Genomic DNA, 14,642 nt, shown 5'->3' on the forward strand with positions numbered 1-14,642 from the left:
CCATCGTGCCTGAGCGCGACCTTCAGTATCTGGCCGGGCTCGCGGCGCAACTGCGCGTCGACTCCGTACGCGCCGCCGCCGCGGCCGGCTCCGGCCACCCCACCTCGTCGATGTCGGCCGCCGACCTGATGGCCGTGCTGTTCGCCTGTCACCTGCGCTACGACTTCGACCGGCCGGACAACCCGGCCAACGACCACCTGATCTTCTCCAAGGGACACGCCTCCCCCCTGCTCTACTCCCTCTACAAGGCCGCCGGTGCGATCACCGACGAGGAGCTGCTGACGTTCCGCAAGCGGGGCAGCCGCCTGGAGGGGCACCCCACCCCGCGCCTGCCCTGGGTGGACGTCGCCACCGGCTCGCTCGGCCAGGGCCTGCCCGTCGGCGTCGGCGTGGCGATGGCCGCGCGGCTGGAACGCCTGCCGTACCGGGTGTGGGTCCTGTGCGGCGACAGCGAGCTGGCCGAAGGCTCCATCTGGGAGGCGGCCGAGCACGCCGGCAGCGAGGGCCTGGCGAACCTGACGGTCATCGTGGACGTCAACCGCCTCGGCCAGCGCGGGCCCACCCGGCACGGCTGGGACACCGGCGCGTACGCCCGCAGGTTCGGCGCGTTCGGCTGGCACACGATCGAGATCGACGGCCACGACCCCGGGCAGATCGACTTCGCGTTCACCGACGCCTCCAACACCCGGCGCCGGCCGACCGTGATCCTCGCCAAGACCCGCAAGGGCGAGGGCGTGCTGGAGGTCGAGAACCGCGAGGGCGCCCACGGCAAGGCTCTGAAGGACCCGGACAAGGCGGTGGCGGAGCTGGGCGGCGTGCGGGACGTGCGCGTCGAGGTGCACGCGCCGGACGCGGCGGCGGCGCCGTTCCGCTTCGATGCGGGCGAGCTGGAGCTGCCCGCGTGGCCGGTGGGCGAGCAGGTCGCGACGCGGGCCGCGTACGGGGAGGCGCTCGCGGCGCTCGGCGCGGCCAGAGGCGACGTGGTGGCGCTGGACGGCGAGGTCGCCGACTCCACCAAGACCGAGACGTTCGCCGAGGCGTTCCCCGAGCGCTTCTTCGAGATGTACATCGCCGAACAGCAGCTCGTCGCCGCCGCCATCGGGCTGCAGGTGCGCGGGTGGAAGCCGTACGCGGCCACCTTCGCGGCGTTCCTGACCAGGGCGCACGACTTCATCAGGATGGCCGGGGTGAGCGGGTCGTCCATCCGGCTCGTCGGCTCGCACGCCGGGGTGGCGATCGGCGAGGACGGCCCGTCCCAGATGGGCCTGGAGGACCTCGCCATGCTGCGCACGGTGGACGGCAGCACCGTGCTCTACCCCTGCGACGCCAACCAGACGGCGGCCCTGCTGGCCGAGATGGCCGACCTGGACGGCGTGTCCTACCTGCGCACGACGCGCGGGGCCACGCCGGTGATCTACCAGCCGGGCGAGCGCTTCCCCGTGGGCGGCTCGCGCGTGCTGCGGCACTCACCCGGCGACCGGGCCACGATCGTGGCGGCCGGGGTGACCGTGCACGAGGCGCTCGCGGCGGCCGACGACCTCCGCGAGGCCGGCATCCCGGTCGGCGTCATCGACCTGTACTCCATCAAGCCCGTGGACACCGCCGCCCTCATCGAGGCGGCCACCACCACGGGGAACCTCATCACGGTCGAGGACCACCGGATCGAGGGCGGCCTCGGCGACGCCGTCACGGACGCGGTGAGCGAGCTGGGGCCGCGCGTCATCAAGCTGGCCGTCACCGGCCTGCCCGGCTCTGCGACCCCGCAGGAGCAGCTCGCCGACGCCGGCATCGACCGCCACGCCATCGCCGACGCCGTCAAGCGCCTGCTGTGAGCCGGCCGTGCGGGTTCGGGAGGCTTCCATGCGATGCTTCCCTGCGGTGCGGCGGGGCGGGTGTCACCACCCGCCCCGCTCGCTGTCCTGGCACGCGGCCGGACGGGATGAGTGGGGACATGCGAAAGGGCCGGCGATTCGCGGCGGTGAATGACCGCCGCTCCTCGTCGGCCCTCTCGTCGGCGCTCTCGTCGGCTCTTTCGTCGGCCCTCTCGTCGGCCCTCTCGTCGGGCGGGCCCGGCCCGGAGCCGGGAAGCTCGTGCGGGGGACGCTCAGCGGGACTTCGCCGTGGCCTTCCTGTTGGCCTTCTTGATGGCCGTGACGAGTTCCTGCTTGGTCATCTTCGACCGGCCGCGCACGCCCAGCTTTGCGGCCAGGCTCTGCAGGTGCTCCTTGCTGGCGTTGGCGTCCACGCCCTCGGCCGTACGCCCGGAGCGATCGGTCGCGCCCTTGTCGGAAGGGCCCTTCTTGTCCTTCGGTTCCCAGTGGTCGCCGACCTTCTCGAAGGAGTGCTTGAGCGCGGCGAACGCCGTCATGTGGGCGCGGCGCCCCTCGCCGTACTCCTTGACGGCCGAGTCGTGCGCCTTGATCCACGTGTTCTGCGCCTTCTTGGGAGAACGCTTGATGGTCGACGGCAGCTCTTCGACACCTGGCATGTCGCTTCACCTCCTACAGCGGTGAGGTCAGAGGGGCGGTTCGTCGTAGCGGCGGCGGTCCTCGTACACGGTGGTACGACGGGCCTGGGGCTCCTCGTAGATCTCGTGGCGGTGCACCGGCTCGTCGATCGGCCCGACCGCCCGCCGCGCGACCCTGATCCGGTAGAGACCGAACCCGAGCCCGACCAGGCCACCGAGCATGAGCACGACGCCCACTACGTTGATGTCGAGGCCGGCGAGGTCGAACTCGACGGCCCAGGTGAGGATCGCACCGAGCATGATGAGGATGATGCTTCCGGCGATGGTCATCAGATTTACCTCCTTGACACGAAGGAACCTCTATCCACATGTCGAAAAACAAACACGTCGTGATGATCGGGCTCATGGGCTCGGGCAAGTCGACCTCGGGGCGGCTGATCGCCGAGGCGCTCGGACTCCCGCTGAGCGACAGCGACCAGTACCTCCTTGACAGGCACGGCGCCACCTCCGCGCCGATCGCGGCCCGCGAGGGCAAGGAGACCTTGCACAGGTACGAGGCCCAGCACGTGCTGGACGAGCTGGCCGGGCCGCCCAAGGTGATCGCGGCGGCAGCCAGCACGCTGGAGGTCCCCGAGGTGCGGGCGGCGCTGCGCCGGGCGTTCGTGGTCTGGGTGAACGCCGACGACGCGGTGCTGCGCGAACGGATGCACACCAGCGACCACCGCCCCGACTACGACCCTGCCGCCATGCGGGCGCGCCGCGAGCGGTACTTCCGCGAGGTGGCCGACCTGGTCTGCGACGTCGGCGTGATGGCCCCCGAGCAGGTGCGCGACGCCGTACTGAGCAAAATGGGCTTGCCCGGCGATGATCGCGGCTGATAGCCAACGAGGATGTTCGCTGAGAAACCCACGCTGAGGGGCGAGCGCGTGACGCTGTGCCCGGTCGGGCCCGAGCACGCCGAGGGCCTGTTCGAGCTGGTGTCCGACCCGGAGGTGCGCCGGCTCACCGGCTCGCACGCCCGCGCCGACCTGGAGAGCCTGCGCACCTGGTACGCCACCCGCGCCGGCCACTCCGACCGGCTCGACCTCGCGATCACGGCGGACGGCGCGTTCGTCGGCGAGGTGGTGATCAACCAGCTCGACACCGACAACCTGTCCTGCAACCTGCGCATCGCGCTGGTCGGCGCGCGCGCCTTCGGCAGGGGCTACGGCAGCGAGGCCATCGAGCTGGTGCTCGGCCACGTCTTCCGCACCACGCCGCTGCACCGGGTCCGGCTGGAGGTCTACGCCTTCAACGAGCGGGCCAGGCACGTCTACGAGAAGGCCGGGTTCGTCGCCGAGGGCGTCGAGCGGGACGCGCTGCTGTGGGAGGGCGAATGGCACGACGTCGTGGTGATGGCCATCCTGCGGCCCGAGTGGCAGGCGCGAGCGGGAACCCTGGCATAATGATCATGACGCATGGGTCCCCCGAGGCGCGCGGGGGACCTGTGGCGTCTTCGAGGCAACCAATGGGCGGTGTCGTGCATCTAAGCATCAGTGACGATGCGCTTGGTGCCCGGTGACCCCGAGGAGCTTGGCGGCTACTGGTTGGCCGCCAGGCTCGGCGCGGGCGGGCGCGGTGTCGTCTACGACGCCTACGACGACGAAGGTCGCCGCTACGCCGTCACCGTGCCCCTGGGCGAGGTCGGTCAGCGCTACGAGCAGGTGACCTGCCGCCATCTCGCGCGGGTGGTGGCCGTCGGGTCCGACGCGGGCGTCCCCTACGTCGTCAGCGAATACGTCAGCGGGCCCGACCTGCGCCAGGCCGTGGGGCTGCACGGCGGCCCCTACTCAGGTGACGAGCTGGTCGCGCTGGCCGCGGCCCTGGCGGCGGCGCTGCGGTCGCTGCACGCGGCCGGGCTGACCCACTCCGGGCTCAACCCCGAGTGCGTGCTGCTGGCCGACGACGGTCCCCGGGTCATCGAGCTGGGGCTGGCCGGCGCGCGTACGGACGATGGCGCGTGCCCGTACCAGGCGCCCGAGGTGCTGACCGGGCAGGAGGCCGGGGCCGCCGCCGACGTGTTCGCGTGGGGCGCCGTCGTGCTGTTCGCGGCCACCGGCGACGACCCGTTCGGCGGCGACAGCCCCGGCGCCGTCATGCACCGGCTGCTGACCGTCGACCCCGACCTGAGCTGCCTGCCCGCGCCGCTGGCCGGGCTCGTCGAGCGGGCACTGGCCAAGAGCCCCGCCGACCGGCCCGCCGCGGCCGAGCTGCTCATCGAGAGCCCAGTCGGAAGCGCAGTCGGGCTGCGCCCGCCCGACGCGTACGTGCGCACGCCGTCGCTCGGGGAGGCGGCCGAGCAGGCGTACCTGTCGCTCACGCCCCGCCAGCAGGAGGAGGTGCCCGGGCTGCTGCTGCGGCTGCTCGACGGTGACCGGCCGCACGACGAGGGCGACGTGCTCGCCCCGCTCATGGCGGCCGGCCTGCTCGTACGGCGCAGCATCCGCGTACCGTCCGCCGAGACCTCCATCGGCAAGCTCGTCGCCGTCAGCGACGACAAGGTCGCCCCCGCCAGCGCCGCCCTCTACCGCGCCTGGCCCCGGCTGCGTGGCTGGGTCGCCGACGAGCGCGACGGCATGGCCGTGCACCGGCACCTGCGCCGGTCCGCCCGGCAGTGGTCGGAACACCGGCGCGGGCGCGGCCACCTGCTGCGCGGCGAAGAGCTCGCCACCGCGCTCGGCTGGGCCGCGGCCAAGCGCCGGCACGTCCGGCTCAGCCAGCTCGAACGCGACTTCATCAGCGACAGCGTGGCCCTCGCCAAGCAACGCAGGAAGCTCCTCCTGCCCGCCCTGTCGGCCGTCGCCGCCGTGGTCGCGGTCGCCGTCACCATGACGGTGGTGACCGTCCAGGGGCAGAACGACCTGCGCGGACGCCTCCTCGACGCCGGCGCGCGGGCCGTCGCCGCGCGGGCCGAGGCGCTGCGCACCACCGACCCGCGGGCCGCGATGCGGCTCAGCGTGGCCGCCTGGCGGATGTCGCCGATCTTCGAGGCGCGGGCCGCCCTCCAGTCCTCGCTCGTACAGCCGGAGCTGGGCGTCTTCACCGACCCCGCGGCCGACGGGCGGGCCCACTACCTGTTGCGCGGCGACGAGCTGGTCCGGTGGGACGCCGGGGCCGTGACCGTGTACGACGTGTCCGGCGGGCGGAAGGTGGCGTCGTACCCGCTGCCGCCGGGGAGCATCGGGCTGAGCGACGACGGGCGGTTCGCCGAGGGCGCCTCGGGGCCCGTCGAGGTGGCGACCGGGCAGGCGCCCGCCGACGGGGTCTTCACGATCAGCCGGGGCAATCGCACGCGGGTCTACCGGGGGACGCGGGTGCTGTTCGACGTGATCGACCGCAAGGTGGCGCTGTCGCCCGACGGCACCAGGGCCGCGCTGTCCGGGCTGGACGGGCGGGTCGAGCTGTGGGAGCTGGCGCCGCGGCGGGTGCGTACCGGGGTGGTGAAGGTCGAGCCCCTCACCGGCTCCGTGGCCGCCGCCCCCGCCCTCGCCTTCAGCCCGGACGGCGTCACCCTCGCGGTCGCGGGCCGCGACGGCGTCACGCTGGTGGGCGCCGCCGCCCGGCGCACCGGCGCACCGGAAACCCTCGCCACCCACCGCCCCGACCTCCCCACCCCGACCACACCCCCCTCCCCCGGTCCCGGCCTCCTCGCCCTCCCCAGCCCCCTCCCCTCCGCGCCCGCTGACCCCTCCCCCGCCCAGCCCTTCACCGCCGCAATCCCGACGTCCCCCGGCACGACCGGCTCACCGTCCTCCCCCGGCGTAGCCGCCGTTCCCACCTCGCCCGGCCCGGCCGGGGCCCCCGCCTCCTCTGGCACGGCCACACGTCATACGTCGCCCGGCCCGGCCGGGGCCCCCGCCTCCCCCGGCACGGCTGCCGCCCCTGCGTCGCCGGGCACGGCCGGGGCTCCGGCCACGCCCGGCTCAGGTCCTTCCCGGCAGGCCGAGACGTTCGGCTTCGCGCCCGGCCCGCGCGCGTCGGCCGTCCCGTCGCGCGCCGAGGCCGATCGTCCGCAGGCCGCGTCCCCGTCTCCGTCCCGCACACCGGATCCCCGAGCCACGGCCGGCCCGACCCCCACCAAGACCCCGGCTTCCGAGGCGGGCACCGCGACGGCGGATCCCGGCGGCAAGGGAGCCCGGGACGGCCGCGCGGGCGCGCCCGATCAGGACGCCGCCCGCGACACGGACTCCGCCCGCAACAGCGACTCCGCCCACGGCGCCGAGGCGACGCGCGGCGCCAAGGGTGAGCGCGAGGCCAAGACCGCGAGCGACGCCGAGGCGGCGGTGATGCGGGACGGCCGGGCGGGTGCGGATCCGGATGCCGGGCGTGACAGCGGCTCCGCCCGCAGTGCCGAGGCCCAAGTGGCGCGGGTGGTGGCGCAGGCGGTGCGGGCTAAGAGGGTGCGGGTGAAGAGTGGGGATCCGGGCTCCGGGGCGGAGAGTGCCTGGGGAGTGGAGGTCGTGGACGGGCTGGAGGTGACGCCTGCCACGGCGGCGGGGCCGCTGGTGTTCAGTCCCGACGGACGCCTGCTGGCGCTGCCCGGCGACGGTGAGGTGCGGGTGTGGAACGTGGCCGAGCGCCGCCTGGCCGGCTCGTACCCGCTCAAGGACCCGGGCCGGGGGCTGGCGTTCTCGGCGGACGGCCGCACCCTGCGCTACCTGAGCGGCATCGGCTCGGTCGTCTCGCTCGACGTCTCCGGCCTGCCGGCCCCGGCGGGCGAGGGCCAGGTGGCGGCGTTCTCGGGCAACGGACGGGTCGCGGCCAAGGAGGTGGGCGACGCGATCGAGCTGACCGACGCCGAGAGCCGCAGGACGCTGGGCCGCATCGCCGCAGCCGGCGACCTGGCGTTCGACGCGACGGGCCGGCTGCTGGCCGTGGCGGGCGACCCGGTGACGGTGTGGGAGGTGGCGAGCGGCAGGCAGGTGACGTCGATCGAGGCGGGCGGCGACGTACCGGCCGTGGCGCTCTCCCCTGACGGCGGCACGCTGGCGACGGCGCGCGGCACGCTCCTGGAGACGTGGGACGTGCGCTCGGGCCGCCGGATCAAGGCGTACGAGGGCGTCGGCGATCTGGCGCTGGCCTTCAGCCCCGACGGCATGACGCTGGCCGCGGGCACCCGCCTGCTCGACCTGCGCACCGGCCAGGTGGCCCCGCTCGACCTGGCGGCCAGGGCCAGCGAGGGCGCGGCGGCGACGGCGCTGGCGTTCTCGCCGGACGGCGACCGGCTGGCGTTCGGGCTGGAGGGCGGCCGGGTGCTGCTGTGGGGCGTGCACGAGCGGGCCCCCATCGGCACGATCAGGACCGGCGGCGGCCCCGTGGACGAGGTGCGGTTCTCGCCTGACGGCGGCCTGATCGCCATCGACGCAGGCCGTACGGCGCTGTGGGACGCCAGGACGCTGCGCGAGGTCGGCCAGGCCGGGTCGTGGGCGGCGGGGCCGGCGTTCAGCCAGGACGGCACCCGGCTGCGCGGCGTGGCGCTGGACGGTTCCGTACGCGAGTTCCCCGTCGATCCCGCGCTGACGGCGCAGGCGGTGTGCGAGCGGGCGGGCGGCTCGCTGACCAGGGAGGAGTGGGCCCGGCTCATCCCGGAGGCCGACTACCGCGAGATCTGCTGACGTCCCCCGGCCCTAATCGTTGCGGATCAGTTTGAGCACCTTGCCCTGAGGGCTGGCCACGAGGTAGCCGGTGCGGTGGTAGTCGTCGCTGACGTAGACGAGCAGCACCGGATTGACCGAGGTGAAGGCGTAGTCGGTGTCGACGATGATGTAGCGCGAGGTCGGCTTGGGCACGCCGAGGTCCTTGTCGGCCCGCTTGAACAGGGCGGGCAGCCGGTCCCAGTTGAAGGTGTCGAGGTCGGCCGGCGGGGTTCTGACCTGGCCGCCGATGCGGGGCTCGTCGACCTGGCCGTCGCGGTAACCGTAGGTGTTGTAGACCTTTTTGTCGCGCTTGAGCGGCACGTCCAGGCTGGCGTGCGTCTCGTGCACGGACATCCCGACGACCTTGCTGGTGCCGATGACCGGCTTGACCACGCGAAGCATGGCGCGGATGCCGTCGGGGGTCAGCAGCTTCTCGCGTACCGGCTGCTTGGTGCTCGGCGTGAGGCTGGGGATGGTCACGCGGGGGCTGGTCGATGTCCCGGACGGCGTGGCGGTCATGGCCAGGTGGCTGGGCTCGGGGTCGGGCACGGTCTCGTCGGGCGTGCTCGGCAGCAGCCGCCACACCAGCACGCCGGCGACGACGACGGCCGAGAGCGACACGGCCACGGCCGCTCCCCTGCCGCCACGCTTGGGCCGGGGGTTGAGCGTGTCGGCCTGCGGCACCGGCCCGCCGCTCCAGGGCTGCGGGTAGCCGGGCGGCACGGTGTGCGCAGGCCCCGGAGGCCGCGGCGCCTGCATCACCGGCGGGGGCGGAGGCGCGGCGTTCGGGTCCATCGCCACGGCGAACATGCGGTCGAGCGTCTCGGCGTCCGGCCGGGCCGCCGGATCGCGGGCGAGCAGCGCGGTCAGGACGGGCGTCAGCGCCCCGGCCCGTACGGGCGGCGGCACCTCCTGGTTGAGCACGGCCGCCAGCGTGGCCAGCGCCGTGCCCCTGCGCAGCGGATGGCGGCCCTCGACGGCGACGTACAGCATCATGCCGAGCGACCACAGGTCGGAGGCGGGGTCACCCTCGACGCCGTTGATGCGTTCCGGCGCCATGTACTCGGGGGAGCCGATGAACGCCCCCGTGGACGTCAGGCTGGTGGACTCGCGCATCGCCGCGATGCCGAAGTCGGTGAGCACCGAGCGGCCGTCGGTCTGCAGCAGCACGTTGGCGGGCTTGACGTCGCGGTGGTGGATGCCGACGGCGTGGGCCGCGCGTAACGCCGACAGCACCTCGCGGCCGGTCCGCGCCGCCTCCGCCGGGTGCACGGGGCCGCTCTGGATGCGGTCCTGGAGCGAGCCGCCGGTGACCAGCTCCATGACGATCCACGGGTAGCCCTGCTCGCCCGGGTCCACGATGTGGTGGATGGTCACCACGTGCGGGTGGTTGAGCTGGGCCAGGGCCCGCGCCTCGCGCAGCATCCTGGCGCGCAGCTCGCGGGCGTGCGTCGGGTCCTGCTCGTCGATCGCAGGGTCGGGCGGGCGTACCTCTTTGAGCGCGACCTCGCGGTGCAGGGCGACGTCCCAGGCACGCCAGACCAGGCCCATGCCGCCGCCGCCGAGGCGCTCCACCAGCTCGAAGCGGCCGTCGATCACCCGTTTCTGCATGCGCAGCAGATTAGGGCCGAGCCCCCGCCGCCGTCATCAGGCAGCCACCCGGGGTAGGTCAGGCGCTGGTCGCGAGCTGCTCCGCCGCCACGCCGTGCGCGAACGGCAGGCCGCGCGCGTACCTGGCCACCTCGTCCACGGCCAGGTCGGCGATGCGGGCCAGCTCGCCGCCGAGCGAGCCCGCGACGTGCGGGGTGAGCAGCACGTTCGGCAGGTCGTACAGGGGTGAGCCGGGCGGCAGCGGGTCGGGGTCTGTGACGTCGAGCACGGCGTACAGGCGGCCGGAGGTCAGCTCGGCGACGAGCGCGTCCTGGTCGACGAGCGCGCCCCTCGCCGTGTTGATGAGCGTGGCGCCGTCGCGCATGCTCGCCAGGCGGGCCGCGCTGACGAGGTGGCGGGTCTCGGGCAGGTCGGGCGCGTGCACGGTGACCACGTCGGAGCGCTCGAACAGCTCGTCGAACCCGACGTGCGCCACGCCGAGGTCCTCGCTCAGGTACGGGTCGGCGACCAGCACGTCCAGCTCGAACGGCCGCAGCAGCTCGATCACCCGCCGCCCGATCCTGGACGCCCCCACGACGCCCACCGTGCGCCGGTAGTTGCCGAACCCGGGGAACATCGCGTCGAGGTCGGGCCGCTCCTGCCGCTCCCGGTAGAGCCTGGCGCTGTCGAGCACCCGCTTGTTCGCGAACAGGATCGCGGCCAGCGTGTACTCGGCGACCGGCTCGGCGTTGGCCGCCGCAGCCGACGACACCAGCAGCCCGCGCTCCCAACACGCCTCGGTGACGTGGTGCTTGACGGACCCGGCGGCGTGCACGATCGCGCGCAGCCTGGGCGCCGCCGCCAGCACCCCGGCGGTGACCGGCGGGCACCACCAGCTCGTGAGCAGCACCTCGGCCTCGGCCAGCGCCGGGGCCACGGCGGGGTCGGCGAAGTCGGTGGCGACCAGGCCGGGGTCGATGTCGGCGACGGCGAGCAGCCGGTCGCGCACGGGGCGGGTGATGAGCCGGGCGGCGGTGTCGGCGCCCATCGCGAGCAGGGTCTTCGGCCGGGAATCCGTCATTCGTGCTCCCCCGATGTGCTGCGGTCGCTCTTGATCATAACGAGGGCGATTTCGACGGTGCGTCCGGGGCCTGGCCCGGCGACCGTCCAGTGTCGCGCCGGCCCGAGTGACCCTTCTCGGTCACGAGGGAAATGGCCCCGGCCGTCCCCAGGGCGTTCCCGGGAGATCGCCGAAAGAATGACGCACAAGCGCGTACCATCGGCCGTGAGGAGACCACATGCCGGCGGCCTCGCCGGCGTCGCCGGGGCTATTGCGGCCCGGGACCGGCCGCAATAGCCCCTCCCTTGTCACCATGCATCCCCTCATCACCCGGCGGGCGCTCAACCGGGCCACGCTCGGGCTAAAGGAGTGCGCCGGCGCGGCGGAGCCGTCGTTCGCGGAAGGCGAGCAGCGGGGGCAGGCCGATCCGCAGCGCCACGTACGCGGTGACCGCGATCGCCTCCCAGAACGCGGCCGACCCGACCTGCCCGGACAGCAACCGCTCGACGCCCCACTGGGCCAGCGACACCATGAGGGGCAGCATGACGGTGAGGAAGAGCCAGACCATGACCGCCATGCCCGCCACGTACAAGAGCGCGAACCAGCGGGCCATGTCGCGGTCGCGCGCCCCTGACGCGGCGAGCTCGGCGGCCTCCGCCTCGGTGAGGCGGAAGATCCGGTTCTTCACGGTCAGCCAGGTCGTCCGGTAGAGGTTGTGGCAGCGCAGCGCGTTGGCGAGCAGCGCGTACGAGTCGCTGCGCAGCGGCAGCGCGGCCCACTGCCACACGATGGCGACGACCCTGAACAGGATGACGGCGGCGAGCAGGTCGTCCAGCAGGCCGGGCGGGACGATCATCCGCAGGCCCAGCGCGACGGCGACGACCACGACCTCGACGGCCATCCCGGCCAGGTAGACGCCGTGCCTGCGGTCGCGCGGCACCGCGACGATCTGGGTCAGGTCGGTCTCGTAGACGATGTACATGCCGCGATAGCTGACGCGGAACGTGGCGGGCACCCCGACGGCCCGCCCGGCGAGCCAGTGCCACGCCTCGTGCAGCGCGCCGAACGCGATCCCCAGCACGAGCCAGCCGAGCACGGACAGGCCCATGCTGGGCAGGAACCACGCGTCCTGCCAGGAGGGCCGCAGGTCGGGGCGGGCCACGAGGACGGCGAGCGCGAAGACCAGCGCCGCCCCGTACACCGACCAGCCGGTACGCCCGAAGAGGCGGGCGGCGGCCCGGGGGCTGATGCCCTCGATCCACCTGATCCGGCGGCCGCGTTCCGCGGTGTCGTCGTCCTGGGCGGCGGCCGGGTCGAGGAGGCCCGCTGCGGTGAGCCCCTCGATGAAGTCGCCGCCGTCGACCGGCTCGCCGGCCTTCTCGCTCGCCCGCTCGGTGGCCTCGGTGACCGAGCCCGTCTCCTGCAGGGTGGTGATGAAGATCGCACCGGGCTCTGGCACCGCGACGAACACTCCCAGGTCCGGCCGGCCCAGCACCCAGGCCTCGCCGTCGAAGGTGACGGTCAGCCGGGCGGCTCGCTCGCGCAGGCCGGCGTCCGTGGCCGCGGTCATCGGTCTTCACCACCTCAGAACGTGAGTGAGGGGCCGCGCCGCACACCGGAGAGAGGCACGGCCCCGATACTTCAGCTGTCGGAACCCGGGTCCGCGTCGACGGTCAGACGGGTGTTCTCGATGCGCACGATCTCGATCTTCATGGGTCACCTCCCTCCGCACACTTCACAGCCGGGATCGCGGGTCCATTCGGTGCGACTGGTGGCGCATCCGCCCGCGAAGTCGATGATGAGCGGCCGGCCCGCGTAGGCCGGCGGCTCGAAGCCGGTGAGGTAGCGCAGGACCTCGAACGCCCCGTACGCGCCGAGCAGCCCGGCGACGGGCCCGATGCCGCGGTTCGGGCGGGGCCCGTCCCGGTAGAGGCGGATCGCGGCGAGGTCGGGCGTGTCGGGGTCGGCGCTCGGCGGCACGCAGGCCCGGCAGGCGCTGACGCCCGGCTGGACGGACCACACGGTCCCCGAGGTGACCCACATGCCGCCCCGCACGAACGGCACCCCGTGCCGCACGCAGGCCGCGTTCACCCACAGGTCGATCTGGGTCGGCCGGTCGATGCCGGAGGCCACCACGTCGGGGCGGGTGCGGCCGACGAGCTCGTCGAGCTGCTCGGGGCTCTCCACCCCCATGTCGACGGTCTCGACCTCGATGGAGGGGTCGAACGCGCGGACCCAGTCGGCGGCGCACTCCACCTTGCGCGCGCCGACGTCGTCCCACCGGTAGAGGTACTGGCGGGCGAAGTTGCGCGGGTCCACGGTGTCGCGGTCGAGCAGGGTCATCTTGCCCACGCCGAGCCCGGCGAGGTGGGGGATGGTGTTGGAGTTCAGGCCGCCGGTGCCGAGCACCAGCACGTGCGACTCGCGCAGCCGGCGCAGCACGTCTTCGCGGCTGCGGTCCAGGGTGCCGAACGACTCGAAGAAGGCCAGGTTGCTGAAGTGGCGCTCGGCGTCTGCCTGGCCGAGCAGGCCGAGGTGGTCGCCGTCCTCCAGCAGCCGCTCCGCGTCCAGGGCCTTGACGGCGGCGGAGACGTCGGAGACCGGCAGGGACAGCTCGGCGGCGAGTTCCCCGACCGTCCTGCCGCCCTCTTCCAGGAGGTCGAGGAGCTTCTCTACCGTCCCCTCAGGGTCGGTGAGGACCAGCCGGTCGCGGGGGTCGTACACGAGCCTGAGCTCGGGCCCGACGCGCTCGCGGGCGAGGGTCTTCAGTCGCGGCCTCATCGGTTCTACAGCGCCCAATCTTGACGGGGAGTGCTGGACAGACTTTGGCAGCCGGCCGCATGGAGGCTGTATGGACGCCGCATGGATCCCGCAACGAACGGCGGTGGGTCCGATTGATCCCTCAATGGGCACTGCACTAGCGTCTGCGGTTGTGCGTAAGGCTGTCCGCGTCCTCCTCCTCGGTCCCCTGGAGGCCGTCGTGGACGGCGCGGCGGTGCGCCTGACCGGCCGGCAGCGCGCGTTGCTCGCCGCCCTGCTGCTCGACGCCGGGTGCGTGGTCTCGGTGGAGCGGCTGGCCGAGCGCCTCTGGGGCGCTGACCCGCCGCCGTCGGCGGCGCCCCGGGTGCGGGCGCTGGTCACGGAGCTGCGCAGGGCGCTCGGCGAGGCGATCGTCACCCGGAGTCCCGGCTACCTGATCCCCGAAGGCGCCGTCGAGGTGGACGCCGACGCGTTCGGCGCCCTGGTCGGGCAGGCGGGCGGCGCGGAGCCCGAGGAGGCCGTCGCCGCGTACGACAGGGCGCTCGAGCTGTGGCGCGGCGACCCGTACCCGGATCTGGGCGGGCCCGTCGCGGAGGCGGAACGGCACCGGCTCGACGAGCTGCGCATCCAGGCGATCGAGGGCCGCGCGCAGGCTCAACTGGAGCTGGGGCGCCATCAGGCGGTCGTGGCCGGGCTGACCAGGCTGGTGGCCGAGCAGCCGCTGCGGGAGCGGCCGTACGGGCTGCTCATGCTGGCGCTGCACCGCGACGGACGCCTGCCCGAGGCGCTGCGCGTCTACCGGGAGTTCCGCGACCGGCTCGTCCGCGAGCTCGGCGTGGAGCCGGGCAAGGACCTGCAGTCGCTGCACCAGCGCCTGCTGGCCGAGACCGCCGAGGCGGAGCCGCCAGGAGAGCCGCCCGGAGAGCCGGCGGACGCGCCCGCCGCGCCGGTCCCCCGCCAGCTCCCGCCCGTCACCGGCCACTTCGTCGGCCGCGAGGCGGAGCTGCGCGCGGCCCCAGCGGCACCCTGACCGGCCGCAACCGCGCCATGCTGCCCCTGGACGGACGTGGACCGGGGGCGCCCTGCTACC

Annotated in this window: 11 protein-coding genes; 5 read left to right on the plus strand and 6 right to left on the minus strand. The window is 73.9% G+C overall.

Annotated features, from left to right (window positions below; genetic code table 11):
- Positions 1-5: 5 nt before the first annotated feature.
- Positions 6-1,832: a transketolase gene (locus ABZW11_RS19420; protein ID WP_355418830.1), complete on the plus strand. Its 1,827-nt coding sequence runs from the start codon at positions 6-8 to the stop codon at positions 1,830-1,832.
- A 272-nt stretch (positions 1,833-2,104) separates the two neighbouring features.
- Here ABZW11_RS19420 and ABZW11_RS19425 read toward each other — a convergent pair whose 3' ends face one another.
- Together ABZW11_RS19425 and ABZW11_RS19430 are read right to left on the minus strand one after the other, a co-directional pair.
- Entirely contained in the window at positions 2,105-2,488 is a 384-nt protein-coding gene (locus ABZW11_RS19425) for a ChaB family protein (protein WP_355418832.1), read from the minus strand.
- Between the two features lie 27 nt (positions 2,489-2,515).
- Positions 2,516-2,797, minus strand: a complete 282-nt coding sequence (locus tag ABZW11_RS19430; RefSeq protein WP_355418834.1) for a hypothetical protein — start codon at positions 2,795-2,797, stop codon at positions 2,516-2,518.
- Between the two features lie 38 nt (positions 2,798-2,835).
- Here ABZW11_RS19430 and ABZW11_RS19435 point away from each other — a divergent pair, with 38 nt between their 5' ends.
- From ABZW11_RS19435 to ABZW11_RS19445, 3 genes are all read left to right on the plus strand, one after another.
- Complete coding sequence (locus ABZW11_RS19435; protein WP_355418836.1) at positions 2,836-3,345, plus strand: shikimate kinase; 510 nt, start codon at positions 2,836-2,838, stop codon at positions 3,343-3,345.
- A gap of 12 nt (positions 3,346-3,357) precedes the next feature.
- Positions 3,358-3,912 (plus strand): GNAT family protein, encoded by a 555-nt coding sequence (locus ABZW11_RS19440; protein WP_355418838.1) that lies wholly within the window; start codon positions 3,358-3,360, stop codon positions 3,910-3,912.
- Positions 3,913-4,008: 96 nt separating this feature from the next.
- Positions 4,009-8,121 carry a protein kinase gene (locus tag ABZW11_RS19445; protein ID WP_355418840.1) on the plus strand — a complete coding sequence of 1,371 codons (4,113 nt, stop codon included), beginning with the start codon at positions 4,009-4,011 and terminating at the stop codon, positions 8,119-8,121.
- A 12-nt stretch (positions 8,122-8,133) separates the two neighbouring features.
- Here the strand turns inward: ABZW11_RS19445 and ABZW11_RS19450 are convergent, their stop codons facing one another.
- The 4 genes from ABZW11_RS19450 to ABZW11_RS19465 form a co-directional block, all read right to left on the minus strand.
- Positions 8,134-9,753 carry a serine/threonine-protein kinase gene (locus tag ABZW11_RS19450; RefSeq protein ID WP_355418842.1) on the minus strand — a complete coding sequence of 540 codons (1,620 nt, stop codon included), beginning with the start codon at positions 9,751-9,753 and terminating at the stop codon, positions 8,134-8,136.
- A gap of 58 nt (positions 9,754-9,811) precedes the next feature.
- The gene (locus ABZW11_RS19455) at positions 9,812-10,813 is read right to left on the minus strand and encodes a hydroxyacid dehydrogenase (RefSeq protein WP_355418844.1); all 1,002 of its coding nucleotides are present in this window, start codon (positions 10,811-10,813) and stop codon (positions 9,812-9,814) included.
- Positions 10,814-11,153: 340 nt separating this feature from the next.
- Positions 11,154-12,362, minus strand: a complete 1,209-nt coding sequence (locus ABZW11_RS19460) for a hypothetical protein (RefSeq protein WP_355418846.1) — start codon at positions 12,360-12,362, stop codon at positions 11,154-11,156.
- 146 nt (positions 12,363-12,508) lie between these two features.
- Positions 12,509-13,573 (minus strand): ThiF family adenylyltransferase, encoded by a 1,065-nt coding sequence (locus tag ABZW11_RS19465; protein WP_355418847.1) that lies wholly within the window; start codon positions 13,571-13,573, stop codon positions 12,509-12,511.
- Between the two features lie 151 nt (positions 13,574-13,724).
- On the opposite strand from ABZW11_RS19465, the gene ABZW11_RS19470 reads away from it, so the two are divergent.
- Positions 13,725-14,582 carry an AfsR/SARP family transcriptional regulator gene (locus ABZW11_RS19470; RefSeq protein WP_355418849.1) on the plus strand — a complete coding sequence of 286 codons (858 nt, stop codon included), beginning with the start codon at positions 13,725-13,727 and terminating at the stop codon, positions 14,580-14,582.
- The last annotated feature ends 60 nt before the right edge of the window (positions 14,583-14,642 follow it).

The organism is Nonomuraea sp. NPDC004580 (assembly GCF_040609855.1).
Lineage (GTDB): Bacteria > Actinomycetota > Actinomycetes > Streptosporangiales > Streptosporangiaceae > Nonomuraea > Nonomuraea salmonea.

What these genes read in the sequence shown, in the direction of transcription:
- ABZW11_RS19425 (WP_355418832.1), bottom strand. Translation starts at nt 2,488, where the DNA reads ATGCCAGGTGTCGAAGAGCTGCCGTCGACCATCAAGCGTTCTCCCAAG.
- ABZW11_RS19430 (WP_355418834.1), bottom strand. Translation starts at nt 2,797, where the DNA reads ATGACCATCGCCGGAAGCATCATCCTCATCATGCTCGGTGCGATCCTC.
- ABZW11_RS19435 (WP_355418836.1), top strand. Translation starts at nt 2,836, where the DNA reads ATGTCGAAAAACAAACACGTCGTGATGATCGGGCTCATGGGCTCGGGC.
- ABZW11_RS19440 (WP_355418838.1), top strand. Translation starts at nt 3,358, where the DNA reads ATGTTCGCTGAGAAACCCACGCTGAGGGGCGAGCGCGTGACGCTGTGC.
- ABZW11_RS19445 (WP_355418840.1), top strand. Translation starts at nt 4,009, where the DNA reads ATGCGCTTGGTGCCCGGTGACCCCGAGGAGCTTGGCGGCTACTGGTTG.
- ABZW11_RS19450 (WP_355418842.1), bottom strand. Translation starts at nt 9,753, where the DNA reads ATGCAGAAACGGGTGATCGACGGCCGCTTCGAGCTGGTGGAGCGCCTC.
- ABZW11_RS19455 (WP_355418844.1), bottom strand. Translation starts at nt 10,813, where the DNA reads ATGACGGATTCCCGGCCGAAGACCCTGCTCGCGATGGGCGCCGACACC.
- ABZW11_RS19460 (WP_355418846.1), bottom strand. Translation starts at nt 12,362, where the DNA reads ATGACCGCGGCCACGGACGCCGGCCTGCGCGAGCGAGCCGCCCGGCTG.
- ABZW11_RS19465 (WP_355418847.1), bottom strand. Translation starts at nt 13,573, where the DNA reads ATGAGGCCGCGACTGAAGACCCTCGCCCGCGAGCGCGTCGGGCCCGAG.